Origin of the sequence: Shewanella waksmanii (assembly GCF_043643685.1) — a bacterium.
GTDB classification, from domain to species: domain Bacteria; phylum Pseudomonadota; class Gammaproteobacteria; order Enterobacterales; family Shewanellaceae; genus Shewanella; species Shewanella waksmanii_A.
In genome coordinates this window covers 279,843-306,708 of sequence record NZ_JBHZSN010000003.1, presented here as the reverse complement: position 1 = coordinate 306,708, position 26,866 = coordinate 279,843, and the positions used below count along the sequence as shown (strand labels likewise).

Here is a 26,866-nt window from a genome sequence, read left to right as displayed (position 1 = left end):
CATTTTCGTCATTAGGTAAGATTTTGCTAAACCTAAGACGTAGTGCATTCTTAAGTTGTTTTATCAATAAAACAATGAGTCATTAATTGCAGAGGTTAAGTGTTGCTCTATGATTCCTTGGAAAGTTTTTCCACATATATAGCTCTGTCATCCTGCGATTATCTCTGAGTTATTGAAAGGGTTTTACTGCGCAAGTATTTATGTTTTTAACTAAACGTTTTTCTAGATTATTCCTATTTCAAGCCTGGTTATCTTTATAGATATTTTTCTCCAAAAAAACATTTCCTAAAACTTGTTTATTGTGTGGTTTTCACTTCTAAATTTGAGGTTTTAAATGGTGCGGGTGATTTTTTGTGGTGAATGATGATTCATAAATAGTCTGTTGATGTTTGGTGCGGCTTTGTTAACAATCTCAACAAGTCCATTACTAAATATTCGTATCTAGGTGGTGGCAAGCTTGTGTGAGCTTTATTGGAGCTTTGTGAGCAAGTGGGAGATTGGAATGTAGGGTGTAGTTATACTGAGTTACTGTTGCTCAAATTTCCGTGAATCGTACTTACCTTGTCAGCGATTGTGATTTTAAGCGTTCATGATTTTAGAAATGTTTTTAGTGTTTATATGGGACGAAAATAATGGTTACAGATAGTATTAATGGTGTCGCTAGAATGTCTGTTTTTGAAGAGACGTATAATAATATTGGTGAGGGGTTTCAAGAAATATACCAAGCGTTAGAAAAAATTAATGAGCGAGGGGGAGGGGTTTCGGTTCAGGATACGTTGGCTTTAAATCACGCGATATTCCAATATGGTATGTATCAAGAAGTTGTCACAAAATTGGCAACGAAGAGCGCTACAGCAGTCAATGACGTAATGAAGTCTCAATGAGAAAACTAACGCTTTTTTTAATTGTTTTAACTCTGTTTCTGAGTGGCTGTAAGAGCGATGGGTATATTCAGGTCGCGGTTTATCCTTCCGCTGACGTAGCCAATAAGGTAGTAAGTTTGCTAGGCCGTGGTGGGATGAGGTCGACAGTCGATGTGCACAAGGGGGAGTACACAGTACTTGTATCAGTCGAAGATGAGGTGAAAGCGAGAAACCTATTGACTGAGTACAATTTTTATTTCGTTACTGAGGACTTAAATGATTTATTAGAATCTAAATTCGCAAGTCTCAGCAAGCTTGAGGAGGTTAAAGGTAACTTGCTCGATAGTCGAGTTATCTACAACAAGCTTAGCTTGATACCAGGTGTGCTACGGTTGAGTGTCATTGTTACTGGTTCAAAATCGAAAAGAATTTCGGTACTGATAATTAGTTTGGATGAATTAGATGAGCATAAAAAGTCGAGTATAGACCAGTTTTTGAAAGGACTCGTTTCAAGTGGTGAGAATTATAGTGTCAGTTATTTAGTGGCTAAAATTGAAAATGAATCTCAGACGCAGGGGTGATGGTTGTCAAAGAGTTTATGAGCGATATATCTACTGGATATTTGCAAAGAACACAGTAAGTTCTGAAGTGTTTAGTACTTTTACTACGTTAGGTGAAAAAGAGATTCAGGAATATTTTCGAACAACAAGAGGTGAAGTTCGAACCCAAGTCGGCATTTTGGGGCAAGTAGTGAGGTGTCAACTATTTAAAAGAGATGTAAAGAGTCAATACTGGGTCAAGTCAGTACGCTTGGTAACTTCGAGGCAGCTTGCGTGGTCTAACTTGCTTGGTATACGGGGGGGGAGTACGCGTGTGCGTTATTTTTCTGATATCCGATTAGGACTTATGTTGTTGGCACTAGAAGAACCGAAGAAGGCCGTTGTTTGGGCGGTTAGGCTCGGAGTTAGTCCTGTAGAGAGTGAAATAACAAAATCTGTAAAAATTGAAGGTCGGTACATAAATAAAATACTTGGCTAATTTTATGAAATTGGACATTAGCAAAGAGTGCGATATTTGACAAGTGAACGTTGCAGCAATACTGGTAGTGAAAAGGCGTAAATTGGATGGCGAAGAATTTAAAGTTTGGTACGACAAGTGAAAATTTTTTTGATTTGTTAGTTGGTACTGAAGTGGAGAGTGAAATTGCTAACATCAGGGCAAAGAATAATATTGATGAAAGTCGAATTCTTTATATATATGATTTAGCTTGTGAGTTTTATCAGAATTATCAATTGAAAGAAGCAGAGATTTTATTTGCTGGTTATGCTGGGCTGAATCCGTATGACCACAGAGCAGTTGGTGGGTTAGCAGCTATATTGTTGTTAAAAGGTAAGCACGAAAAAGCTTTGGAAGTACTTAATGTTTTAAAAACATATCCAACAAATGACTTTGATGAGACGATTTTAAATATATCTCTTTGTCATTATAAGATGAAAGAGTACCAGCAAGCATCAGCGGCGTTGATGATTGTTAAAAGTAGCAGGTTGAATTCGTTTAATAAGGAAAGGTTTGATTATTTGTCGCGTCAGTTAAATCCATATTTATGATGTTTGCATTGTTGAATTAAGTCTGTTTAATAAGTGTTGTTTTTAAATGGGAGGGGGTGCCTTAATTGTTTATGGTTAAATAAAAATATGGGATCATTTAACAGGGCTTTGCGCCATTAAATAAAGGATAAAGCAATGAATATCACAGTTACTTCAACCAGCAACTTTAGTTATATCGAAAGTTTGGACAGTAGTAATCGAGACGTCAGTCAAGTGGGAAATGCTGGTGAAGATAAAAATCAAGGGCCTGCACAACCGTTGCCAGGTAATGCAATTGGACTCAGTGATCAACAACTTTGGCGTATTGTTACAGAGAGTATGAAACAGGCGGCAAATGCTATGGCTGGCACGGGTAAGGAATCAATGGAAGCCAAAAAGACGTTGATTCAGGTGCAGAAAGATTCGGTTATTGAAGACGCGGAAAAAAGAATTGCGGAGCTTAACGCTAAAAAAGAAGCGGAGAAGTCCAGTGGTATATGGGGCAAGATAGCTATGGCTTTTAGTATTTTAGCCGCGATTGTTGTTGCCCCTTTCGCACCTGTATTAGCTGCAGTTATGGTGGCGACAGTGGTTGCCTCGATTGTATTACCCAAAATTGCGGATGAAATAATGAAAGCGGCAGGTGTTCCCGAAGACACGCGAGGCTATGTTTCTACGGGGATCTCAATTGGGGTTGGAATCATTGGTGCAATCCTTAGTTTTAACCCTGGAAATATTGCATCTGCAGCTGGTAAGGCTGTGGCCGATGGCGCTGCAAAAGTCGCTGCGTTAGTTGAAAAAGCAACGAGTGCAATTACAGCGACTCGAGCATTTACGACAATATCGACTAAAATGCATAGCGCAATTGATAAAGTAATGAAGTTAATTGAACCGCTATTATCTAAACTGCAAAATCTAGCGGCTGGGGGGCAGGCCGTAACTGCTAAGATAGGCCAAGCCACAGCTGTAACCTCGAACGTCGCGTCAGTAGTTGGAACGGGCTATTCAGTCAAATCTGCAGATGTCATAAAGAATCTGGAGTTAGCAGAAGCTGAGCAAGAAGAATTCGCAACTCGAATTGAGCAAATTTTAATCATGCTAGAGCAGGCGATTAGATCATTGACTCAATCTATTGAGTCAATAGCTACAGCAAGTAAGCAGCATCGTGAATATACAGAGAAATCGATTTCAATAACATTGTAAGGGGCATGGAATGAGTGTAGGAATAACTGGTTCTGTTCAGCAGCCTGCTCTTGGGAGTTTGGGGCTAGAAGAAAAGAATACTGGGGTGTCGTTAGATACAAAGACTTGGCAAAATTATGATAAATCACTAAAAGCGACTGACTCAGGTTCGGTTTCGATGAGTGATTTACTGGCGTTGATTGCAAAAATTATCCAGTCTTCGCAAGAGCTTCGTACGCAGCTAATGAAAAGTAGAATTGATAGGGCTATGGCAACAATGGAAGTTGCTTCTCTTTTAGCTACAGAGAAAAAAAATGACGCTACACTTCGATTTGGTATAACGCTGGCTTCTTCCGTAGTAAATATGGGGTTGACTACGTTAGCGACGGTAAGAGTTGGTCAAACAGCTACATTAAAAGATAAGCATTTGGCTAGGCAAGCAGATATTGATGCTGGCGATGTAAAGCTATTGAGAACAAAAAACCTTGAAACCGGTGAGGTTACTGAGGCTAAAGGTCCACCGAAAGTATCTGATTTGTCACAAGAACAAATTGATAGCTATTCTCATGACCTGCAACAAAAGCGGACGGCTAAATATAATTCTGTTTCGCAGATGGCAACGATGGCTGACGGTATGGTTGGTAATACAAATGAGATGCAACATGCTGTTAATGTCAGCGAACAGGAGCAAATGCAGGCAGATAAGGATTTAAAAACTAAACTGGATGCTGAAGTCGACCAGTACATTGCCACATTAACAAATGAAGCTCTAAAGTTGAACGAAATACTTGGCGGAATTGCAGGGGCAAGTTTGGCCACTTACAGATAAATGTGGAGGCAGAGCGAATATATTTCGCTCTGAAATTTATGCGTATATTAAGTACTGTAACCTCAAACCCGCGTTTAGAAAAAGTTCCGGAAGTCAATCGAAGCAAGCGTGTACAGAATGAGAATATTAAGACTCGCCGTGTAAAAGATGTTAAGAAGGCCGATAAGAAGTATAAAAAAACACATCGAGTATTTAGGGTACCTCGTAAATTCGATTTAAATAATAGACAGCTTGGGATTGCTCTTAAGCAATATCAATTAAGGGCGTTGCAGGATCCTAATGGGTTGGCAGGAACTGTAACTGCTAAAAAACAACCAACAGCCGTTGAAGAATGTGTTTGTAGTTCGTTACTTGCTTCATCTTATTTGTATCCCAAAGAGCTGGTCGAAGCATTGGAAGAATTTGTTGCAACAAATCAGATTAACCATAATGATGATGTGAAATTGAATAGTGAAGTATTGCAGCAAAGTGTTGCGTATGAGAATCGTATGGAAGTTTGCTTGTTCTTATTAGACTTGTGTCGCACCTATAAAAAAAGTGAGAGTCAAATATAATGAATAAGACACCAATTGTAGTGCCTGCTACCCATTTTAGTATAAAGGAACGGAAAGTTGACACCTATCAATTGTTGACTTCTAAATCTGAAAGGATTAGTTGGAACCTGCTATCTGATACGAACTTACATGTAGATAAGCAGGCGTTGATAAAATGGTTTTATATACTTGATGAATATTCGGATGAGGCAGTGAAAAAAATATTGGTGGAAGGTATACTTGAAAGTCAATTTAATAATATAACATTCATTTTTACGCTAGCTCAGATGGAAGATTTTGAGAAAAAAGCTACTCAAGATTTTTATCAGTTCTTATATGGTTTTATATCTGAAACTCCAAGCATTATAGAGGAGTTTGTTGATGAGGTTGATTTGAAAATGAGTAAAGATGTTTTAGCTTTATTGGCTAAAAAAAGGTGATTGGATGGATGGCGTAAAGTTTAACTTTCTACCTAAGTTTGAAATAAGTAATCAGATTAAAGATATTGTACAGCAAATTTCTGGAAAAAGATTTGTTAGCGATGGTGTTCGGATATCATTTTGCGAACTTGTCCCTCTTTCCAATTTAGTATCAGAATATATTGAGCTTAAAATAGTTAATCAAGGAATTAACGTTGATGTTTTGGTTAGCAAGCTAGAGGTTGAAAGGTTAGTAGGTTCACAATTAGATCTATTATCTTATGACTATATTGGTTATCTAATTTCAAGAACTTTAGGATTGAATGGTGTAAGTCTTGGTAACATGGGTAGTGATGTTGGTAAGTCGGATTTATTTTATATTCGTTGCGTTTTTTATGTTGGTGGATTTAATTTTGAAGGGGCACTTAAGATTAATGAATTCAGTATAGATTCAGATTATTTGCTAGCTTCTCAAAATACCCTTAGCGGTAGTACGTCTTTAAGCGTTGAGTTGGCTCCATTTTACACCGAGTTAACACCAAAAGAAATACAGGATTTAAATTCTGGTGAACTGGTTATGGTATACGAGAAGTAGATGATGTTATCTCGAAGATTAAACCCTGTAGAGCAATTTTTATTAAATTTGGAAAATAGCGAAAAAAGAATCTTCGAACATTGTCCTGAAAACTTGTTATTGCCGATAATACCATTTTTTCAGTTAGTAGAAGTGATTAATTTAATTGAAGTGTTAGGTGTTGTTGGAGAGTACGAGGCTACTAGTAAAGGAGTTTTTGTTCGTGTCGACGGTTATTTAACTTTGTCAGTTGCTGACCAGGATTTTAATTTAGAAGGCGTTAGACTGTTTTGTAAACGCTTATGTGATTCTATGAGGTATTAAGATATGCCAACTTCACTATCTTCCGCAAGTAATTCAGCCACTTTACCCAGAGTTAAGGGGGATTTACTAAAACGGGACAATGCACGAGCCGCTGAAATTCGTAAAATGACTAACGTTAAAGTAGGTGAAAGTGTGTTGACTAGACGCAATTCAGATAGTCCCCTTTTGCGCAGGGATTCACCATTACGGTGGCCAACACAAGTTGACCCAATGCAAAGTCCACTAACATCCAGTCAATCCAGTCAGGATCTGGTAGCTGACTATCCATTGCAAGGTTCACTAACAAGCAGTCTGCATCTGGTAGCTGACAGGATGTTAGATGACGATCCAACTAGTCCAAATCGAGCTAGTGGGGCTGTAGATCTTAACGATATAAGCCTTGTTGTATCCGGTGAATCCGCTGAATCCGGTGAATTCAGTGAAGCACAGGCGGAAAAACAGAGTAGGGGCAAAGAGCACAATGCTCCAAGAGATCCCAAAAGTGGGGGCTTAACCCAAGGCGGAGTGTTGCCTAGTGATTCAACGTTGGTGTCGGCACAACGTGGTAAGGACTTGCGCGACCAAGCGGCAAGAGAACTCACGAGAAATGCTCACACAGAAGTTGAGGTTGCCTATGACAAAGGCGGTGATGCCAAAAGTAGTGCGCGGGGGCCACAAAGTGCTGATGGTTTAAATAAAGGCAAGTTGGAGTCTGGTAGGGCGGTGTCGATGATGTCATTAGGCGCTGATAACTCTTCGGTGGCGTCATTTGACAGTGATATCGCTTCGCTGGCGTCATTAGACTGTGATGACGCTGCTGATTCCCAGTTTGGGTCTCATTTTGATGCGGAAATTGATTCAGGCGTTACATCTCCTAAGAGAAAGTTAACTTCTGAAGAAACTACGGAAGGCATCAGTAACTCTAAGAAAGAAAAGGCTCCAAGAGAATCCAAAAGTGGGGGCTTAACCCAAGGCGGAGTGAAGCCTAGTGATTCAACGTTGGTGTCGGCACAAAGTGGTAAGGACTTGCGCGACCAAGTGGCAAGAGAACTCACGAGAAATGCTCACATAGAAGTTGAGGTTGACGTTGACAATGATGACGCTAATTCCCAGTTTGGATCTCAATTTGATGCGAGAATTGATTCAGACGCTACATCTCCTAAGAAAAAGTTAACTTCTGAAGGTGCGAGTAACTCTAAGAAAGAAAAAATTACCGCTAAAAGGGGGTCTAATAGGGTAGACAATAAGACCAAAGCTAAGTGGCATTTTGGACTTGCTACTGCAGTTGGTCTCACGGGTGCGGCGTTAGCGCCTTTTACAGGGGGGCTAAGTTTGTTGCCGACCGTATTTGTTGTCATGTTTGGGAACTCTGCCGCTGTTGCTGCGTATGGGGGGTCTGAATTTGTTCTTAATGGTGGCGCGCAAACGAAAACACCTGAAAAACAAGAAGATTCTAGTAATGGAGTCTCAGCCTCAACTGCTGAAGAACCAGAAGAGACCCAGCAGCGCTTATTAAATATGGGTCTCATACCCATGTTAGAAGGAAAAGGAGCGGTCTTCAACAATTGTTTTAACACTACCAATTATAGTAATTGTAATAACACAATAGGCAAAGATAACACAACAGGCAAAGGTAGATGGTTTGTGTTTTTTGAAGATAGTGACGACGCTTTAGAGCCTTCAGTAAATGATGATATGCCTGATTTTAGCGATGGCAACGGAACGATTGGTGTTAAGGTGCCTTCCAAGAGCGAGCTGCTTCAAGAAATCGAATCATTAAAGACAAGGCTAAATAATACAGAAGATGAGGAATTAATCAGGTTGAAAAAACGCTTAGATGAAAACTCAAAGAGTATTAAGAACGTTGTTAATGTAACTTTTGGTTCTGGTAAAGAAGGCCTTGCAGTATTAGAGCTAAGTGGAGACCAAGAAAGAGAAAAATCATCAGAAGTTAGTCAAGGTGACCAAGTAGATATGTCTGTTGGTATTACTAATGACATTGAAGTAAACGCCCGCAACGGTAGTAGTCAAGGTAGGGGCGCGGTGAAGCGAACGATTGACGGAGGGGCGCAAACTGGGCCCAGCATTGACGGGGGGACGCAAACTGAGTCCAGTATTGACGGAGGGGCGCAAACTGAGTCCGGCATTGACGGGGGGACGCAAACTGAGTCCAGTATTGACGGAGGGACGCAAACTGAAGTGCCCAGCATTGACGGAGGGACGCAAACTGAGTCCGGCATTGACGGAGGGGCGCAAACTGGGCCCAGCATTGACGGGGGGACGCAAACTGAGTCCGGCATTGACGGGGGGACGCAAACTGAGTCCGGCATTGACGGAGGGACGCAAACTGAAGTGCCCAGCATTGACGGAGGGACGCAAACTGAAGTGCCCAGCATTGACGGAGGGACGCAAACTGAGTCCGGCATTGACGGAGGGACGCAAACTGAGTCCGGCATTGACGGAGGGACGCAAACTGAAGTGCCTAGCATTGACGGAGGGGCGCAAACTGAAGTGCCCAGCATTGACGGAGGGACGCAAACTGAAGCGTTCAACAGGGTTGAAGTAGAGACGCAACCTAAAACCATCGTAGACGTAAGCGTGCGACCGAGACCGACATTAAAGAGAGATACCAAAGAAATAGGTCGTGAGTTTAAAGTTGAAGCTAAGGTTTCAGAAAATGGTAAGCACATTCAGTACTATACACCTAAGGACTTCCTGCAACCAAATAAAGGAATGTCACTTGGTAGTCCGAGGCTAATCCCTGAAGATTTAAGAGGTAGAGATAAAAGGGGTTCAGCAGAATTTAAGGAATGGCAAGAGAAGGATAGTAAAGAGAGTTGGTTGGCGTTGAATAATCGACCAGACATTAAGAAGTATTACGAGAATAAGGCAGCAGCTAAGAAGGTAACAAGGTGGAGCGTACCAAGTCCTCAATCAAGAGTCATTTTAACTGGCGGAAATGGTCAAGGGACGAATCACGAACGGGGCGTCCGTCGTAATGTAAGCCTAAGGGAGGCTGATTTCAAATCGTTAGAGGCAAATAATGATCCTAGTTTTAAAGAGGTGGTGCAAGGGACTGTTAGAGGTGGGTCTAAACTCTTTGGTCGTGGAATTGTAGCAGCTCCAGTGGTGAGAGAAAGTCTTGCAATAAAGCAATAAGCTTATGCTGGTGTGAAGATGCTTAGTCCTGGCTAAGTCTCTTCACCTAGGTTAATGATTGTTTTTGTGTGGCTGAAAGCATTTGAATATTATAAGAATAGGCTGTCATACAACAATAAAATCTACTTTTCCCCTCTTTTCTTAACCGATTTCCTACTTAGGTGGGCGGGAGGTGTTTCAGGTTTATCTTGCTACCAGATTGACGATTTTAAGGGGAGTGCTTAGAAATTTGTGTCATTTCAGTGATATGTATAAAACAGAAATGACGCATGACCAAAGACTTCGACTTAGAATAAGCCCGTTAAAGCGCTTAAGTCAGGGCAAGCTCTAACAGGTAAAGACGGTTTTCCTACTGCTCATTAAATAGAACTGCGAAGCTGCCTTTTTGGCAGGGCTTGAACAACATCTGAAAGGTGATGACCAGCCCAACCGTAAGAATGGCGCTAGCCAAAAAAATCATTAAGTCTTCTGTGGGCGCTTTTGAATTGGATACCCTAAGGGGGGGGGCAATGCTGCACATTACTATTTAATTAAATGGATTAAAAACTACGGCTAGCTCCATAACACATCAAAGTACTCTAGCGTCAACGTCGCCAAATCTGGTGTTTAACCCTATTCATCTATTTTCATAATAAATCCTCACTCCTAACTTTTGGGGTTAAGTACTGCCAGCTTAGTGAGGATGTTTTATCACATTTATTCCGTTGTAAATCTTAAGGTTGCTCCTGTAGGTTTGTTTGCACAAGGATGCTTAATTTGGTGGCGTATTGTGTTTATAACACTATTGAGTGGCGGAGTTAACGATGTGCCGACGATTATCACGAAAAGGTCGCCTGAATCAAATGTGATTAAGAGGTCGCAGCTTGCAGAATATCCGGATGCTTTGACTTTGGTTGAAGGTTTGAAAGTAGATATTGATAACTACGAAATTGAATTGCGATCCAGGATTGAATCGATAGTCGAAAACAAAGAAAGAGAATTGAATCAGAGATTAGAGAGTATTTTATTAGAAGCAGAAAATCAGGCTAAAAAAATCGAGTCTGAGTGGCTTAGGTTTGCAGAATCAAAATATAGAGAAATTGTCTCAAAACAAAAAAAAGAGTTTTCTGAAATAGAAAAAAAATTAAAAAAAGACATACTTGAAAGATTGATTGATAATTTGTCTGATTTTCAATTTGATGAAAAAATGATTAATTGTCTTACAGAAAATTTCAACTGCTTATATGATGATGCCGCTCGTCATGAAGACGTCCAGGTCTCATACAGAAATGGCAGTACGTTTTTGACTGTGGAAGACAATAATTCGGTAATAGAATTAGACACTAAAAGTGTGGTTGATAATTTTGTGAATTGTATAAAAGAATATAGTGAAGACCAATAAAGTGAGTACAGTTTTTTCTAAACTAAGAGTTGGAAACTTTTTTAACCCAAGCAGTGTAATAATTGCTCTCACGTTACCAATAATAATTTTAATAACGCTTCCAGGTCCAGTTATTGATGTGTTGATATTGGTAAGTTTTGTAAGTACTGCATTTCTATTGGTGATCACTCTAGATAATGACCAGCCAATAAAGATGACGTTTTTGCCAACTATGGTTCTTTTGCTTACTACCTATCGATTATTGTTATCGATAGCTACAACTAGGAATATTATTGCGAATGAAGACGTTGGAACTGTAATCGAAACTGTTGGTCAGTTTGTGATGAATGATAATTTGATCTCCGGAATGCTCATTTTTATCATTATTACGATTGTTCAATTTTTAGTCGTGACCAAAGGTGGAGAACGAGTTGCGGAAGTGGGGGCGAGGTTTTCCCTAGATGCAATGCCCGGTAGACAGATGAGTATAGATGGAGATTTAAAGAGTGGATATATTTCGGCTGATAAAGCGCAAGCGCTTAGAGCTGAGTTAAATACTGAAAATCGACTTTTTGGCTCGTTAGATGGTGCTATGAAATTCGTTAAGGGCGATTCAATTGCAGGAATCTTAATTAGTTTAGTAAACCTTTTTGGCGGAATTTACGTTGGTGTCAATCATTTCGGATTGTCTTTGAATGAAAGTTTAAATAAGTTCTCAATATTAACAATAGGCGATGGCCTAGTTTCGCAAATTCCTAGTTTATTACTATCTATCGCTTGTGGTGTTTACCTAACCAGAATTAAGGGTGAAGAATCCAATTCATTTATAGGTCAGTTAGGTGAACAAGTAAGTGGTTTTTGGAAAAGCTTAGTTGTAATAGCATTCGTTATACTTTGCCTTGGTGTTTTAAAGTCTGAATTGATTTATGTTGCGATTTCAATATTCATTATATGCATCAGCATTGCATTTTTACTATGGCGTAAAAACAACTATGAAAAGAGTGATAATGTTGAATTGGTATCAGGGGAAGGTTTATATAAAACACTTAAATTTATTATTAAGGATGCTAACCACAAAAAAACAATAATGGCAACGTTGGATGAGCTCGAGGACAAGTTGTGGGGGCAGAACCTTGGCATGCCTGATATAAAGATTGATGAGAAGTTGAAGTGTGATTTAGAAATTTACATCTCTAACATACTTATTTTTAGATATCTTTATGAGGAAGAAAATAAAGGCAATCTGATTGAAGTCTTGGATGATGATTTTTTCATTGAAGAAAATCGGTGTGTAAGTGTGGAACTTATTATTTCTTACTTCATCAATAAGTGTCTTATTGATAAATATAACCTCCAATACACTGATAACATTGTTGACGGTTTGAATAATCAAAGTGAAGCCATGAAAAAAGAGGTTGAGGCTGCTTTGGGATTGAATAGAGTTCATGATGTGATAAAGGAAATGCTAGTTTTTGAAGAGTTTTATTTGGAAAAGGTTACTTTTTTTGAATCCTTAATTTATTGGTCTAGAATAGAGGGTGAGCCTAAAAATTGGCTGCTACGAATAAGGTCTAAAGCCAAATATGAGATAACATCTAGATTAATTGATTCGAAAGGTAAAATATACGTTGCATTATTAAGTCCCGAGGCTACAGAGCTAATTCAACTATATGTTACTGGCCAAAATGAAAATATTGATGCATTGATAGAGTTACAGAATAAACTGCGTTCTGAATTGAAGAGGCTAACGCTTCTATTTAGGTGTAAGCCAGTTGTTGTTGTAAATGAAACCGAATTAAACTTTGTCAAATCGTTTTTCCAGCATGTTGCATCAACGATTTCTGTGTGCGGTCAAGCAGACATAGTAGATAAATCTCGTATCGCGGCCACTGAAGAAATAAAAGTGAATTAGTAGTTATGTCCGAAGAATCGACTGAACCCAAAAAATATCCTGCTTCAGAGAAAAAACTAAAGGATTTGAAAAAAAAAGGACAGTTTCCAAGAACTGAACTAGTTGAACCAACAATAGAGCTTTTTGTGTTTTCTTTTATCTTTACTATATTTTTGTATGTGGTTTTTACAGATGTAGGATATTGGATTGAAGTCTTATTGTATTTAGATAATGAAGCAGGAGTAAAAGAAATCATGGCAGGTTTTTATTTCTTCTTTCTGTTGTTATTTTTAATAAAGTTTGCCGGTTTTATTTTTAATAGTGTAGTTATAAATAAAGCTGTTTATAGCTTTGAAGAGCTTGGTTTTAAAATCGAAAAGATAAGCCCGGTAACAGGGTTTAAAAACATATTTGGGATGCAGGCCCTTTCTAAATCTTTACGCAAGGTAATAGAGGTTGTGCTCTTGGTTGTCTTGGCTAAATATGTTTTTGACCTTTTGGGGAACAAAATTTCGGAATTGATTCAAGTAAATAATATAACCTATTTCACATATATGCTTATAGTGTATATAGGGGTGGCTAGTTCATTTTTCATCATCTACGGATTAGTCATTGGTTGTATTGATTATGTGATAGAACGCTATCATTTCCTTCATAAAAACCGTATGACATTTACTGAATTAAAGAATGAAATGAAGGAAACAGAAGGATCTGAAGAGATCAAAGGAGAGAGAAAAAGACAAATGAAAGCGGTGATGGAGGAAGTACCGAAAGTTAAAGGCAGAACGCCTACTTTTGCCTTAGCTAATCCCACTCACATTCTAATTCCAATTTGTTTTGATGAAAGGATAGATAAACTTCCTGTTGTGTTAAAAATTTGCACTGATTTTCAAGCGCTTGAACAGAGACAGGCTTTATTGGAAGCTAAGATACCTGTTATCGAACATAAGCCATTAGCTAGAGCTTTTTATAGAAAAATGAGTGTTGGTAACGATTTTATTCCCAAAGAATTTTATAAAGAAGTTGCGTTTATTTTATTGGAGTTGAAAAAAAATGGTTAAGGTTATACTTATCGTGTTATTCGGTATTAATTTTCTATTTTTTGTAGTTGGATGTTCAAATTTTAATAAACATGGTTCTTTCCTTTGGGATAACTTGTGGGAGGAAGATATAAATAATATGGTGATCGCAAGTGTGGAAAATCCTTCAAATTTTCAATATTGGGTTAAAGATGGGCCGCGTTATATTGCAGGGGCAAGTGACCAATATGCTTGTGTAGAAATTAAAGATGGAACTAACAAACATTATTTTAGCTTTTTTAATATCAGTTCCTATAGCACTAAACCAGTGGAAAGTTGTAGTGGTAATTATTGGAGTGGAAGTTTTACTGAAGAGGAAATAAATCATAAACGAGAAGGTGGTCGGCAACGCATTGAAAATGATGAAATGATGAGTAAATTTACAAAAGAAGCTAGGGAGTCGATAGGAAGACTATCTTCGCCTGACGGAAAGGTTGAAATATGTAAATGCCTTAGAAACATAGAATGCGTTAAGTTTAATTTTGTTGGTCTATTTGAAGTAAATAGTTATAAAATCTCGGAGCCAAACTTAGCTTTGTTAAATGAACTCGTTCGAATAATAAATACGTACCCAGTGAGCAGTATTGTTGTTTACGGTATTGCTGACTCTAGTGGCGACTACAGCAAAAATAAAGTGCTAGCAAAAAATAGGGCAGAGATAGTAAGTGAATATCTTAATCAACACCTTGATAGGGCGGTATTAGTCACGTTTAGAGGAAGCGTAGAAAATAAGCTGAGTACGGCCGTAAAAAGGCAGTCACAGCGACGGTTCGAAGTCGGGGTTTTTTTTCATGAGTAATTCAAAGTATCAATTATTAATGGCTGAGTTTACAGAAATTGCAACGGGTAGGGAATTGAAGATATCCGAATCCGAGACCGTCACATGCAAATTTAAACACGAGGATTGTATTATAGAAGACGGTGCAAGAATATCATGTGATAACGCGATAGTGATAATGATAGAGCTTCAAGACAGAAGCTTGAAAGCTGATTTGTTAGGTCTAAATGGTCATTTTGATGTTACTGCTGATGGATATATAGCAAAACTTCAATCTGGAAAATATTATTATATTAGAATAGTTTATAATATTGAACACCCACTTTTTTTGTTATCAAAGATGAACGAATCTGTTGAGATTGTAACTAATATAAAAAAGTACGTCGACAAATATGTGGTTGATTGAATTTTTTAACGGTCCTTTAAAGGGCGTAGTGTTACCTATTGAGGCAGGATTGATTCTGTCTGGAAATGAAATTTGCTTGAAAAGCGATAATTCCCTTTATTTGGTAGAATTAGCTTCTAATCAAAGTGAGTGGCTGTTTACAATCAAGAATGACCAGGTAGTTGTTGCGGGCTTTAGTCAAAAAAAGAAGGAAAAGTGCTTAAAAAGTGGCTTTATTTACGAGAGTCAAGGCGTTTCGTTTTTTGTGTACAAGCAGGGCGAGTATAAATGTCTTGAATTAACTTATTTTTTCTACAGGTTTAAATTTGGAATCATTGTCTTATTATTGATTAATTTGGTGATGTTATCAGTGGGCGCGGTTTCATTCGTCAACTATCAAGAAAGAAGTGTTTCAAATTATATTGATAAGCTTAGTGGTGGTTTTATTGAGGATGGGCGGTTAAAGGTATATGACGCCGCTTTGCTTGATGAATTACCTAGTGGGTGGAAGAGTTTTGTTGAAGTTGTGGATATAGGCGAACTATTGGTTTTAAAGAACCCTTTGGTAGAAATTGTATCGGATTATTCAAATAATAAATTATCGGCTGATGTTGTAGAGACCAATACGTATAATATTTTAAAAGTTGATACATTAGAAAGGGATAACGATATTATGGCAGCCTTTGGTAAATACGGGGTTATATTTGAGAGACAGGGTGGTAAATGGCTTGTTGATAATAAGGTTAAGGCAGAATATGCGCTTAAGGAAAGTGCTTTGAGTTGGGCTATCCCGGACGTGCAAGCTAAGGGTTTAGCGACAACTTATATATCTAAAGAGCAGTTTAAATATTCTTTGTTTTATTCATCGGAAGGCGTTAAATATCTTTATGATAGGAACCGAAAGTATTGGGTTGGTAGTGATGTTCCAGGGTTAGGGGTTATTGTTTCAATTTCAAAAGAAAAAGTAATCTTTGATGAGGGTGGTAGAGCTAATATTTATATTTTTGACAAGTGAGGCTATCAAAATGAGTATAACAAGTGTTAATCCAATTGATGGAAGCAATAGTAATAGTGCAGGTCTTGATAACAGTGCTATTGTTAAAAAGGCATTAAACTCCGGGGTGGCGCCCATTTTAAAAGCCTTCTCAGAAACAGATGAAGGCAAAAAAGTAATAATGAGAAATAGCTTTAGAGATCCATTGGATATCATTAAGCTATTACTAGCTAAATACACTGAAACGCAAAGTAACATCGCTAAAAATGAAGCAGATGATATTGCTATGGTGTCTGCGGGGATTTCTGAGGTTAATAAGCTTTGGTCAAATTTAATGACTGATGCAATGAAGTCTGTCAAACCTGGTGATGTGGGTAAAACTGTTAATATAAGCACATTAAGCAGCTATTCCCAAGTAGATAAAGTTTTGAAAGACAAATTGGGTTTACCAAATGGTATAAAAGAATTACTTAGTGGTAATGTGAATGCGAATTATGACCAGCTGCAATCAATGCAAGCGACGGTAACAGCCCACTGCGACACTGTTCAAGTTGATGTCAATTCACAACAACAAGAATTCAAAAATACAATGACTGCGATTAATTCAGCAAAAGAAGAAAGGGCAAATCTTAGTGCGTTCATTATACAACTGAGTTCATTGAGGTAGTTTATGCGAGTAGTTATTGATGTTGTTATTGCAAACTGCACCATGACATTAGAGGAGTTGAATAATTTACATCAAAATCAACTAAAAGAGTTGACTGACTTTAATCAATCGGAGGTTTTATTGAAAAGTGGTAATCAGCTAATTGCAACAGGTCTTTTAGTTAAGGCCGATGACCAGCTCTATGTATCCGTAGATCAAGTAAACGATATGAAGTAGTTCGTCAAGTCTTTGTCGATGACAGGCGGTTATTACTGCCTGTTTTTTTGATTTTTTATAATTTTGTACATTAATTAGGCAGTCTTTTAACTGTTTAATTAGTTTTTTTTTATCCCCGAGCTGTGTTTTTTTGTGTGTTATGTTGCATCCTTATGTAGTTGGTACTCATAATGAAAAATCATTACTAATAAAAAATCATTACTAATAATAAATATACTAAGCAGCTTGAAGGAGGTAGTTTTGGCTCGAGTTTATATTTTAGGCAAGCAAGTAATATTTGATGTACTTAAACGTCAGATTTGTAGTGGTGAATATGTTGTTTCGATTGGAGGGCGAGAAGCTGCAATACTAAGCATGCTATGTGAGCAAGAAAACATAGTTGTTAGTAAGGACGATATTCAGGAAAAAGTGTGGGGAAATGTGTGTGTTAGTGAAACATCATTAACAAAAGCAATTTCTAATTTAAGAAAGTCCTTACAACAGTTTAATGATTTGTATTGTGAAATAAAAACGATTCCTAAAGAAGGCTATTCTTTGGTATTTGATGAGGGGAGTGGAGGTTCTTATAGGGCTAATGAGCCTATTCCGCTAGAGGTGACAAAAGTTGAGACGAGTAAAAAGGAACCATTGAGAATAGGGTTTAAAACAGAAGAGCAAGAGAAGAGAAAGCTTGAATACCCTGTCAAGTTCAGTGTATCAACAGATGTTGGGATGGTAGTGATTTGTATAAGCATAACTATAATTATTTCATTCTTAACTTCAGCCGTTTATATTCTTCTCGATTCAATGCTAAGTAAATAGAAAGTTGTTTACAATTAATGATCAAGATGGGCACCTACTCTTAAAATTGATATACGGCTTAGTGTATTAAAATAAAAGGTGCCCTAAAAACCAATGTGTATAGATCTAATATGTATTCTACCGAGGTAGTATGTGTTTATTAATGTCTTCCTAATGAAATGTTGCGAGTAACACTTTCACCATTATGGTTTTATTGAATTTTTGTCGCTTGAACTACTTTTTCGGTTTATTAAGTTTGGGTTAAAGCATATAGACTTAAGGCTTTATAGTTGTTGATTCTAATGATATTAAACTTAAGCGTTAACTGTTCGTATACTTATACGGAGTGGCTGGTTGTGAGAATTAGTAAGGTTAGGTAGGTATTTTTGATGGTTAATTTTCATTTCTCCCTTGTGTAAAAATGTGCTTTTTTACAAAATAATTTTAAGCAGGTGAAACAAATTCAAAGGAAGGGTTGAAATATAGCCTAAGTGTTTGGTGGAAGTATATGGCTAGGTTGGTTCTATTGTAATTAAATTATGAATCAAATAGTAGTTAAACCGCTTAACCGTATCGGTTAGTGACGGCTACGTTAAGGTTAGCCATTGGCGTTAAAAATGCTTTTTTAGGTTTAACGCTTATTCATTGTATGTCTCTATACTTATCATGCACCCTTTTTGAAAGTGTCAGGCTCTGTTACGACGAGCCTTTAACGAAGTAATGTTAGTCCCTCTTGTTTAGTCTAGTCTGGGGGGGGTAAGATTTTTGCATTATTTGTCAACTTAAATCCAACCTCTGCTTCAGAATTTTGTGTTAGTTTTTAGCTTGGGCTTCATTCAGTTGCGGCCCACCAGTAATTTATGGGTGGTTATTTGGCATATATAAAACGAGGAATTAAAGCGCATGGGACCTCTAAGTGGAATTACTTCGAGTGCTAGATTATTAAAGTCGGCGGAATGCGAACTTAATAAGCAGCTTAAGAAAGCAAAAGAAGAATTTAAACAGGATATTGTTGCAATAAGAAAGAATAAGAGCGGTGCAAAAGACTTCGCAAAAAAATTAAAGCTTAGTAATCCAAACGCTCTTGCACGCCCAGGCGCTCTTAAACAAGCGCCGATTGGGTTTATAAATGCAACTATAAAAGCATTTTCGGAGTTTAGGCAACAGGCAGATCGTATACTAGTAGGTGGTTTAACTGCGAAGGAATATCAGCTTTTCACCAAATTGACGTCACAAGCGGAAAGGATGGAGGCGCCAGTCATTCGCTGTACTATAGAGGCGAATGAGTTAACTAATCAGCGGATGCTTCAAAGTCGGGTACTGCCGCCGCTGCCGATAAAAGAACGGCCACTGCCGCTGACGCCGCCCCAGGAACGGCCACTGCCGCCGACGCCGACATCAACATCAACATCAACATCAACATCAACATCAACATCAACATTAACATCAACATCAACATCAACATCAACATTAACAACTCAAGGGGATGCAGAGTTTTATGGGAATACTGAGTATTATGGGTATACCGAGATAAATGATGATGGGCTGCTAGATAGTGAATTCGAAAACGAAGGCCTTCCCAGACTGAACGGTGAAGATGATGTTATTGCGCGATTTAATCCGAAAGATTAGTTTACTCGGGCAGCGCGAGCTCTTTGGTTTAACGGAATCATGTGTTAGGTGTGAAAATAAATATATGAGGTGTAACTATGTTCCCAAATACAGGAAATAAAACTAGTACAGTTAATGCAGCAAAAGATTGCAATTTTACAACAGCTGAAATGCGATATATAGACAAGCTACCTGTTGAATCGTTAAAGCAGTTTGTTGAAGATCCTAAAGCCCAATGGGGCACTCGTTTGATGCAGGCAAATCTCTCCCCTGATCGAGTGCTTAGGGATTGGGCTGCGAGTAAGTTAACGATATATAAAGATTATTTGGCTAAGCTTAAGAGTGGCACCCCTACAGCGCAAACTGAATCTTCAGCGGCGAGCGCAGCTAAGTGCATGGGTGGAGTTTTTAATCCAAACAAGCCCAGTGACAAATTATATGCTAACCCCGTCTATGAAGGTTTCAAGGGGGCAGCGGCTCGCGCTCATAGCCCATTAAGTGCGGGGGGGCGGAATGCCGTCGATGAAGAGAGTGTATATGAAAATATCCCTGCCGACGATAAAGGGAGAGTATATGAAAATGTCAATATCCCTGCCGACGATAAAGGGAGAGTATATGAAAATGTCAATATCCCTGCCGTCGATAAAGAGAGAGTATATGGAAATGTCAATATCCCTGCCGTCGATAAAGAGAGAGTATATGGAAATGTCAATATCCCTGCCGACGATAAAGAGAGTGTATATGTAAATGCCCCTCCTGTGCCACAAAAAACTGGTCCTGTTTATGTTGAACTTGATTTTCAAAAGGTTTCTAAAGACGTTAGCGCAGCAAGCAAGCACAAAGCAGAGAGTTCAATGTCTGCAGAGGACGAAATGTATGCGGACAATACAATGTATGCGGAGATAGCTCATGGCCAAATAGGTCAGGCCCCAGAACCGGTTTACCAAAATTATCAGCGTGACACTACTTATCAAAATGTAGGGGTAATGGTAAAAAAAGACGGTGCCTCGCCAAGCGTTAAGCCAACTCCTCCTACTCTTACTTCTACAGGTGAGACTTTTAGGCCAACTGCTGCCCCTAGGGCGCCTAAGACAACTCTTACTCCTACAGGTGAGACTTCTAAAACTCCAACAACTCCTAAGCTAGAGGGGGGGGCGGCACAGATGAGTGAGCTTGAAAAAAAATTCGCGGAAATGAGGTTAAAACGGTCTGATAACTCGTAATTGTGAATTTGCGCTGCATCGTCATGTCAGTCCTAAAGTAGGTTGACGCTTTTACTAAGCCAGTTGGTACTTCCAATTGGCTTTTTCGTGTTCTTAATTTAGGGCTTCTTGCCCCGCTTAGGCTGATTTGATGCGCTTAGATTATACGAAGTAATGGTGTAGTCATAGGTAGATGTTTTGAGAGCAGCTATAAAGCGCCGTCAACTTAAGTTAAGGGTAATTGACAGTATATGCGTAAATAACTAAAAGTAAGCCATTTTGTGGTCTCAATTTATGCGGTTTGCGTGTGTTACCCATCTCTTTACCTCTGCCTTTTCATTGACTGATGATCTACTACGTCGTCTAACATAGTTTGAAGTTTGACAATTTATCAAAGAGTCCGATTTTGTTCACCCGGGGAAATGTGCGTCTGCCTGTTAATAAAGCGCAATAAGTTATTGTTTCCCTTGGGACGTGATGGTTTAGTTTGTTCGGTTCAGGAAGAATCTCTTTTTTTCATGCTTATTTCGTGAGCGTGCTAGACCGCTATGGCTTGAGCGCTTTATATGGTTGTTTTTTTCATGATTACTCACTGGTTATTGCGTGCAAAAAGGGGGTAGTTTTAACTCACCGAGCAGACGACAACCGTAATAGTTCAAATAAAAAATGGTTCGAAACTGGGGGGGGGCTTGCCAAAGGTGGCTAGATTTTTAGAGTCTATCCTGAAGGCAAAAATGAAGATTAAGCGTAATTGACGGAGGAAAAACAACTATGGCAGAACTTACAACTGGATATGTTAAAGGCGAAATGGGAGGCTTGATAGACAATGCTGATGATAAAGTATCAACGTTTATCGAGGACCATACAGGGGTTGTAGATGCTAATGGCAATTTTACTAAAGACGCGACTGGGACGCTTATATTAAGCGCGTCTCAATCTTTGACACTGCAACAACTTATGGCTGATCAAAGTATCACATCTCAGATGGCGACATCAGTGCTGAAATCTGTAAAAGACTCAGTGATGGCAGCAGCGAGAAATACTGGCTAGTTGTGATTGGCTGTGCTTGCTCATAGGTTTTTTGAATTAAAGGTGTAAAGGTGATTGGGGTGAAGAGCTAAAGATGCAGCCAATATTAAGTGTTGAAAACCCGCTAGCAGGGGCAAATTTAGTATTGCTACTAACACTGGTACTGCTGTCTTCTGTGTTCTTCATTTGTTTCTCCGGGTATATAAAGTACAACATCATCCTTAATATCATTAAAAATGCAATAGGGACACAACAAATCCCCCCCAATATAGTGGTCAATTTACTAGCAGCCTTGATGGCACTTAACAGTGTTTGGCCTGATATATCCCCAGGGTTGGCTAGAATAGAACCGCTTTTTAAAAAGATGGGGGAGGGCGAATATCGTGAGGAATTGTTCAATTTAGCAGATAACGCTGCGGACGGTAAACAAAATGAAACGGTGACAATGTATCGACTTGTTACTTCAATGTTCGATTATTTTCCAGAAATGTTAGAGCGAGCAGAAAATAAGACAGAGAAGCTAACTGAATTGATTGATATTCCAGATTATATTGAGAATTCAAATAGCACATTAAAACATTTTCTATGCGCCATGGTATTAGACCTATATCAGGGTTTCGAATACGGATTGAAGCTATATCTAATATTTGTAAGTATTGACTTTTTAATAGCTGTAATTTTAAGCGGAGTCGGCATGACCATGTTGTCCCCTACGGTTATATCAATACCAGTAAAGCTAGCAGTTTTTTATTTTTCTGAAAGTTGGACGATATTGTTCAAACTAGCCGAGTAAGAAGGAATAAGTAGTGCTTTTGAACTGGGCTGTATTTGCAGCAGCATTCTTGTTTTTAAGTATTTATAACCCAACAAGACTGTATCTTGATCGGATAACTTCAATTGCAATTGCTTTATTTTGCTCTTTTTTTGTTACATATAATGAATTTGACCACGGTGATGATTGGCTTTTTGTCATTAAAGTTGTAATTTTTGCATTTTATGCGTCGGTTCCGTATTGGATTAGTAGTATGGTTGGTGCGGTAGTGCAACAATTACTATTGCTAAATGATCAGTCGGTTCAGGATAAGCGATTTACTGACGAGTCAGAAGCCTTGTCAAAAATGAGTTCAATACTATTTTTGGGATTCGCTTTGGAATATGGTGTTTTATTTGAACCTCTTCTAAATGTTTTTTATGTTGAACAGGTTAAACTCGAGAGGCTGAGTTTTGAGCGTTTATTTTACTACATCGTAGATAACCTAATTTTATTAGCGTTAGTATCGGCGAAATACATTATTGTTATTCTGTGTATAGCAATGGCTTGTGGTTTTTTAGACTTGTTTTTTAAAAAGGCTTCGCTTTCGATTTCGATATCGACGGACATGAAAACTTTGGCATTAGTGATATTGATAAACTTATGGTTTCTCAATGATATGTACTACGTTTTTAATTTGTTTGGATTAGGGTAAGGGTAAGGGTATGACAAATATTATTAATGCCGTAAGTATGATTCGTGGTTACCAAGCTGGTAACAGGGAAGAGAGTACTATCAAATTTGCTGACCTTATGAATGGAGTAACAAAGGATATAGATAAAGATCAAATCAAGAGCACTGGCGACAAGGTCGAATCCAATTTTGCAGATAAAGTTGTTGAGGAGTTTGTATTGGAAGAACTTGCAAAACAAATAAAGTTGAATAAAGAGCGATTAGAGGCAATATATCGTGAAGAGTAGAGTGGTATTTTTTTTATTTTTCTCTATTTACTTTGTTCCCAATTGTGTTGCTGATGTGTTGGTAAGTCAAAATGATATGTCAGTGGAGGAAGTGATTCTAGCAATAGGTAAAGACGCAAAATTGAAGGTTGTTGATGAACTCGAGAAAGATTTATCTAATCAAGTAGTAACTCAGGTGGTAGAGGGAGATGCTATTGAACTATTAACCCAACTTGCCAATATTTATAGCTTTGATTGGTATGTATACGGAGGAACATTAACTGTACAATCGGGTAAGAAGTTTATTAACTACGTATATAAACCAAAAAACATTCAGTCAGAACAGCTGCTAAATTACCTGAAGGACATGTTTACAGTAAGTGATTCTATAAGGATATCTTTAGTTGAGAAGGGGGAATTGATACTGTTGTCAGGTAGTGAGAGTTTTATAAGAGATGTTATAAGATACTCTGATGCGATCGATACAAATCATTTTTTGACTACAGGTAATAATTTGCAAATTGCACGAATAAATTTTGATTTTTTACCAGTTAATGATAGGCAAGTAGAATCTTATGACGGTACTGTGTTGTTTCCAGGAGCTAAGTCTCTAATATTAAATGCACTGAATAATATAGGTCAGTTTGATAATGTAAATGATAGTGATGTTTTACAAAAATCGTATCGACTAAAACTCAGTGAAGGTAACAAGCAACAATTAGAAGAAGATGAAGATACCTCTAAGGTTCAAGTTTTGCCTGAGTTCAATGCGCTTCTGATTAGAGGTACTCCAGAGGAAGTGGAGCTCGCTAAAAGAATTTCAAAACTAATCGATATTAAAAGTAGTTTAATTTTGTTCTCAGTTAGCGTCCAAGATATTGCTGTTGAGCGCACAGAGTTGCTTGGGTTATCTAATTCATGGTTAGGAGGTGGCATGCTTGGTGACATAGTTGTTCCACCTTTTACAACAACCTCCAGCTTTCTAAAAAACATTCAAGCACTTTATACTAATAATTTAGCTAGCAGTGTATATGAGACTAAGATTCTTGTGTTAGAAAATCATCAGGGATATTTTGGTAAGAAAGAATCTGTTACTTTGTCTTTGATATCTAATAAGGAAGTTTCTACCCAGATTGTTGAGGCTGAAAATAGTTTGAATATTACCGGCCGTATTCTGCCTTCAGGAGATGTTAGAGCTAAGCTTGGTTATAAAGAGGAATCTTTAGACGATACAGGTCAAAACAAGAACGAATCTGGAAGTGATATAAGTAAAGCACCAAAGGTTACTTCCCAATCACTTTTATCTGAAGTATATATTCGTCCAGGTGAAACGGTGATTTTGGGTGGGTTTAATAATACAGTTTCAGAAACCCAAGAGAGTGGTGTTCCTTTATTGTCTGATATACCTTTGCTTGGTGAAATATTTAAGACTAAGAAGGAAATAAAAAGAAAGTTTAAGCGTTATGTTGCGATATCTTTTGAGGTTGTGGAATAATGGTTAAATATTTTTTCAAAGTGCAAAAGACTTACTTGGATGTAGTCGTATGCAATGTAAATATAAATACATTCATGCGTCAAGAATGTATTATTCATGGATTGGGTGGTGAGCTCATAAGAGGTGAGGTTGTTAAGATATCTGAGGGGGTGGTCGAGATAAAGTTACTTCAGCCTGGAGCGATAGGAAAAGGTGCTTTAGTTGAATTTTTACCTAAACAGTTTAGTTTCCCTCTTAATTGCGAACAAATTCTCGGCAAGGTTATTAATTGTTATGGTGATACAATTTATGGCGAAAAATACCTAAGTAAAGAATATCAATATATTGACTTGCCAATTAGCGATAGACCTATCTCCCTTGATAAAAGGGCACCAATTCAAACTGTCTTCCCTACAAAACTAAAGATAATAGATAGTTTATTTACCGTGGGTATCGGTCAACGTATGGGCCTGTTTGCACCGGCTGGTGCAGGGAAAACAACAACTGTCGCAATTATGGCAAATCAAATGGATGCGGACGTTGTTATTTTTGCAATGATTGGTGAAAGAGCAAGAGAGGTAGTAGAGTTTCTCGAGGGTGATATTGGTGGTGAGGTTATTCAAAAATCAATAACAATAGTGTCTACATCAGAGGCAAACCCTCTAGAAAAGGTTCGCTCAGGATTGGTAGCCCTATCTATTGCACGTTATTTTATGATGCAGGGTAAAAGAGTTGTAATATATTTTGATTCCCTCACACGGTTCGCTAGAGCTCAGTCAATGTTGGATAACACTCCTATTGAGCGAAGCATTCCAAGTGGCGTTTCTTTATCTCTTTCAAGGTTGTTAGAGAGTTGTGGTAATTCCATACATGGTTCAGTTACAGGCTTTTTTACGGTACTTATTGAGCAAGAAATCGATGAAGATCCCATTGCTCACGAAGTTAAATCTCTTATTGATGGACATCTAGTGTATTCAACGTCAATAGCATCAACAGGCAGATATCCAGCAATTGATGTTTTAAAGAGTAAGAGTAGATTGCAAAATAAGGTCGTTGATAAAAGTCATGTTGAATTATCAGATAGGATTAAGGATTTGATTTTTAAATATCAAAGTGTGGAACTTTTAATTAGAGTTGGCGAGTATGAGAAGGGGAATGATTTGGATACTGACCTCGCGATCGAACGTTATCCCGCGATCATGGAGTTTTTAAAACAAGGTTACGAAGGGGTTGAGTATGAAGAAACCCTCGAGCAAATGGGTCGAATTTTGCCGTATAATTAAGATAGTTGATATACGTATCCAAAAAGTAGATAAAGCTATTATAAAAACCAAACGTAAAATAGTTAGTTTGAATCAGCTTGTTGAGGAAAAGTGGGGCGTAATAACGTTAAAGCAGCAAGAACTTTCGTTCCTTAAGATTCGTGACGAATATAATAGTTTAACTAGATTGTTTCAGCGGAGGGAATACATAAAGTCGTGTATTGAATCATTGGTTTTTGATGTGGCTGTCTTAAATAAAGACATTGAGAATGTAAATGTAGAGCTTGCTGAGTTAGTGAATTCAAAGCGAAAACTTGAAAAACGGAAAGAGGCTTTGGAAGAAGTAAAAGGTGGCAGCATTGAGTAAATATGTTACGTTTTATAAAAGCAGTATTGATGTTAAACCTTCAAATGGTGGTGATGAAGGAACCTGTTATTTCAAAAAGTATTTAGACAAAAAGCTCATTAAGCAACAGGAGATAAAAAAGTGTAGCGCATCCAAAGAAACTTCAGCGAATGACCAAAGTAGGAAGGGACAAAATTATCAAGGTACAAAAGAGGAAAGTGAAGGAGTTGGTTTACTCGATATTCATAGTGCAATCCTCGCAGCACAGGCGGCTTTGCGCTCATATGAGGCTAAAACCGGGGAGAACTTAGCTCAAAACATACAGGTTTCAAGGGGGCAGTCCAGTTCTAGCGCTATTTTAATTAATGATCATAGGGCGTTATCTATTTCTGTATTGGGGAGTAGCTCTGAATCGGTGAGTGAGGTCTCTCGTAGTTCAGAATTAAACTCGTTGAATGAGTGTAAAGTTAGCAAGGATTCTGTTGGGAGTTTTTCTGGCTTATCTATGAGTCATCAGGTGTTTGCTCTCCCCGGTAAAGATAACGGCTTACCCCGTAGCGAAATTAAGCAACAGGTAACGGTTAAAGCTGATTCGGCAGGTGCTAATACTGCTTTTGTTGCTCTAGATAAAGAT

At 38.1% G+C, this 26,866-nt stretch carries 29 protein-coding genes and 1 pseudogene; all 30 read left to right on the top strand.

Annotated elements, in window-relative coordinates; translation table 11 throughout:
- The first annotated feature begins 632 nt into the window (after positions 1-632).
- Positions 633-884 (top strand): EscI/YscI/HrpB family type III secretion system inner rod protein, encoded by a 252-nt coding sequence (locus ACHUFW_RS06385; protein ID WP_394201546.1) that lies wholly within the window; start codon positions 633-635, stop codon positions 882-884.
- Complete coding sequence (locus ACHUFW_RS06380; RefSeq protein ID WP_394201544.1) at positions 881-1,444, top strand: type III secretion protein; 564 nt, start codon at positions 881-883, stop codon at positions 1,442-1,444. Before ACHUFW_RS06385 ends, ACHUFW_RS06380 begins: the two co-directional genes overlap by 4 nt.
- A 543-nt stretch (positions 1,445-1,987) precedes the next feature.
- Positions 1,988-2,470 carry a CDC27 family protein gene (locus tag ACHUFW_RS06375; protein WP_394201543.1) on the top strand — a complete coding sequence of 161 codons (483 nt, stop codon included), beginning with the start codon at positions 1,988-1,990 and terminating at the stop codon, positions 2,468-2,470.
- A gap of 135 nt (positions 2,471-2,605) precedes the next feature.
- On the top strand, positions 2,606-3,652 hold the full coding sequence (locus tag ACHUFW_RS06370; protein ID WP_394201541.1) for a VspD: 1,047 nt from the start codon (positions 2,606-2,608) through the stop codon (positions 3,650-3,652).
- Positions 3,653-3,662: 10 nt separating this feature from the next.
- A complete protein-coding gene (locus ACHUFW_RS06365) occupies positions 3,663-4,460 on the top strand; it encodes a type III secretion system protein (RefSeq protein ID WP_394201539.1) in 798 nt (265 codons plus the stop codon).
- Between the two features lie 38 nt (positions 4,461-4,498).
- Positions 4,499-5,014: a hypothetical protein gene (locus ACHUFW_RS06360; RefSeq protein ID WP_394201537.1), complete on the top strand. Its 516-nt coding sequence runs from the start codon at positions 4,499-4,501 to the stop codon at positions 5,012-5,014.
- Positions 5,014-5,433 (top strand): hypothetical protein, encoded by a 420-nt coding sequence (locus tag ACHUFW_RS06355; RefSeq protein ID WP_394201535.1) that lies wholly within the window; start codon positions 5,014-5,016, stop codon positions 5,431-5,433. The genes ACHUFW_RS06360 and ACHUFW_RS06355 overlap by 1 nt, the downstream gene beginning before the upstream one ends.
- Before the next feature lie 4 nt (positions 5,434-5,437).
- Positions 5,438-6,007, top strand: a complete 570-nt coding sequence (locus ACHUFW_RS06350) for a hypothetical protein (RefSeq protein WP_394201533.1) — start codon at positions 5,438-5,440, stop codon at positions 6,005-6,007.
- Entirely contained in the window at positions 6,008-6,310 is a 303-nt protein-coding gene (locus tag ACHUFW_RS06345; protein WP_394201531.1) for a hypothetical protein, read from the top strand.
- Positions 6,311-6,313: 3 nt separating this feature from the next.
- Positions 6,314-9,448, top strand: a complete 3,135-nt coding sequence (locus ACHUFW_RS06340) for a hypothetical protein (protein WP_394201530.1) — start codon at positions 6,314-6,316, stop codon at positions 9,446-9,448.
- Between the two features lie 269 nt (positions 9,449-9,717).
- Positions 9,718-9,957: pseudogene (locus ACHUFW_RS06335) on the top strand (IS256 family transposase); the annotation flags it as partial.
- Between the two features lie 260 nt (positions 9,958-10,217).
- Positions 10,218-10,829 carry a hypothetical protein gene (locus ACHUFW_RS06330; protein ID WP_394201528.1) on the top strand — a complete coding sequence of 204 codons (612 nt, stop codon included), beginning with the start codon at positions 10,218-10,220 and terminating at the stop codon, positions 10,827-10,829.
- The gene (locus ACHUFW_RS06325; RefSeq protein WP_394201526.1) at positions 10,816-12,720 is read left to right on the top strand and encodes an FHIPEP family type III secretion protein; all 1,905 of its coding nucleotides are present in this window, start codon (positions 10,816-10,818) and stop codon (positions 12,718-12,720) included. The genes ACHUFW_RS06330 and ACHUFW_RS06325 overlap by 14 nt, the downstream gene beginning before the upstream one ends.
- Positions 12,721-12,725: 5 nt before the next feature.
- Positions 12,726-13,760: an EscU/YscU/HrcU family type III secretion system export apparatus switch protein gene (locus ACHUFW_RS06320; protein ID WP_394201525.1), complete on the top strand. Its 1,035-nt coding sequence runs from the start codon at positions 12,726-12,728 to the stop codon at positions 13,758-13,760.
- 13 nt (positions 13,761-13,773) lie between these two features.
- Positions 13,774-14,577: an OmpA family protein gene (locus ACHUFW_RS06315; protein ID WP_394201523.1), complete on the top strand. Its 804-nt coding sequence runs from the start codon at positions 13,774-13,776 to the stop codon at positions 14,575-14,577.
- Entirely contained in the window at positions 14,570-14,962 is a 393-nt protein-coding gene (locus ACHUFW_RS06310; RefSeq protein ID WP_394201521.1) for a hypothetical protein, read from the top strand. Before ACHUFW_RS06315 ends, ACHUFW_RS06310 begins: the two co-directional genes overlap by 8 nt.
- Complete coding sequence (locus ACHUFW_RS06305) at positions 14,949-15,956, top strand: hypothetical protein (protein ID WP_394201520.1); 1,008 nt, start codon at positions 14,949-14,951, stop codon at positions 15,954-15,956. The genes ACHUFW_RS06310 and ACHUFW_RS06305 overlap by 14 nt, the downstream gene beginning before the upstream one ends.
- A 10-nt stretch (positions 15,957-15,966) precedes the next feature.
- Positions 15,967-16,602: a hypothetical protein gene (locus tag ACHUFW_RS06300; RefSeq protein WP_394201518.1), complete on the top strand. Its 636-nt coding sequence runs from the start codon at positions 15,967-15,969 to the stop codon at positions 16,600-16,602.
- A 3-nt stretch (positions 16,603-16,605) separates the two neighbouring features.
- A complete protein-coding gene (locus tag ACHUFW_RS06295; protein ID WP_394201516.1) occupies positions 16,606-16,818 on the top strand; it encodes a FliM/FliN family flagellar motor switch protein in 213 nt (70 codons plus the stop codon).
- A gap of 240 nt (positions 16,819-17,058) precedes the next feature.
- On the top strand, positions 17,059-17,619 hold the full coding sequence (locus ACHUFW_RS06290; RefSeq protein WP_394201514.1) for a winged helix-turn-helix domain-containing protein: 561 nt from the start codon (positions 17,059-17,061) through the stop codon (positions 17,617-17,619).
- A gap of 882 nt (positions 17,620-18,501) precedes the next feature.
- Positions 18,502-19,230: a hypothetical protein gene (locus tag ACHUFW_RS06285; protein WP_394201512.1), complete on the top strand. Its 729-nt coding sequence runs from the start codon at positions 18,502-18,504 to the stop codon at positions 19,228-19,230.
- 77 nt (positions 19,231-19,307) lie between these two features.
- The gene (locus tag ACHUFW_RS06280) at positions 19,308-20,432 is read left to right on the top strand and encodes a hypothetical protein (RefSeq protein WP_394201510.1); all 1,125 of its coding nucleotides are present in this window, start codon (positions 19,308-19,310) and stop codon (positions 20,430-20,432) included.
- A gap of 750 nt (positions 20,433-21,182) precedes the next feature.
- Positions 21,183-21,461, top strand: coding sequence for a hypothetical protein (locus ACHUFW_RS06275; RefSeq protein ID WP_394201509.1), 279 nt, complete (start codon positions 21,183-21,185; stop codon positions 21,459-21,461).
- 73 nt (positions 21,462-21,534) lie between these two features.
- Complete coding sequence (locus tag ACHUFW_RS06270; protein ID WP_394201508.1) at positions 21,535-22,233, top strand: EscR/YscR/HrcR family type III secretion system export apparatus protein; 699 nt, start codon at positions 21,535-21,537, stop codon at positions 22,231-22,233.
- A 13-nt stretch (positions 22,234-22,246) separates the two neighbouring features.
- On the top strand, positions 22,247-22,906 hold the full coding sequence (locus ACHUFW_RS06265) for a type III secretion system apparatus protein VscT2 (RefSeq protein ID WP_394201506.1): 660 nt from the start codon (positions 22,247-22,249) through the stop codon (positions 22,904-22,906).
- Positions 22,907-22,916: 10 nt separating this feature from the next.
- Positions 22,917-23,171: a hypothetical protein gene (locus ACHUFW_RS06260; protein ID WP_394201505.1), complete on the top strand. Its 255-nt coding sequence runs from the start codon at positions 22,917-22,919 to the stop codon at positions 23,169-23,171.
- A complete protein-coding gene (locus tag ACHUFW_RS06255) occupies positions 23,161-24,645 on the top strand; it encodes a secretin (protein WP_394201503.1) in 1,485 nt (494 codons plus the stop codon). The genes ACHUFW_RS06260 and ACHUFW_RS06255 overlap by 11 nt, the downstream gene beginning before the upstream one ends.
- The gene (vscN2, locus tag ACHUFW_RS06250) at positions 24,645-25,907 is read left to right on the top strand and encodes a type III secretion system ATPase VscN2 (RefSeq protein WP_394201501.1); all 1,263 of its coding nucleotides are present in this window, start codon (positions 24,645-24,647) and stop codon (positions 25,905-25,907) included. Before ACHUFW_RS06255 ends, vscN2 begins: the two co-directional genes overlap by 1 nt.
- Positions 25,861-26,253 carry a coiled-coil domain-containing protein gene (locus ACHUFW_RS06245; protein WP_394201500.1) on the top strand — a complete coding sequence of 131 codons (393 nt, stop codon included), beginning with the start codon at positions 25,861-25,863 and terminating at the stop codon, positions 26,251-26,253. The genes vscN2 and ACHUFW_RS06245 overlap by 47 nt, the downstream gene beginning before the upstream one ends.
- Positions 26,246-26,866: hypothetical protein (locus tag ACHUFW_RS06240; RefSeq protein WP_394201498.1), on the top strand; the 621-nt coding region annotated here is incomplete at its 3' end. The genes ACHUFW_RS06245 and ACHUFW_RS06240, both read left to right, overlap by 8 nt.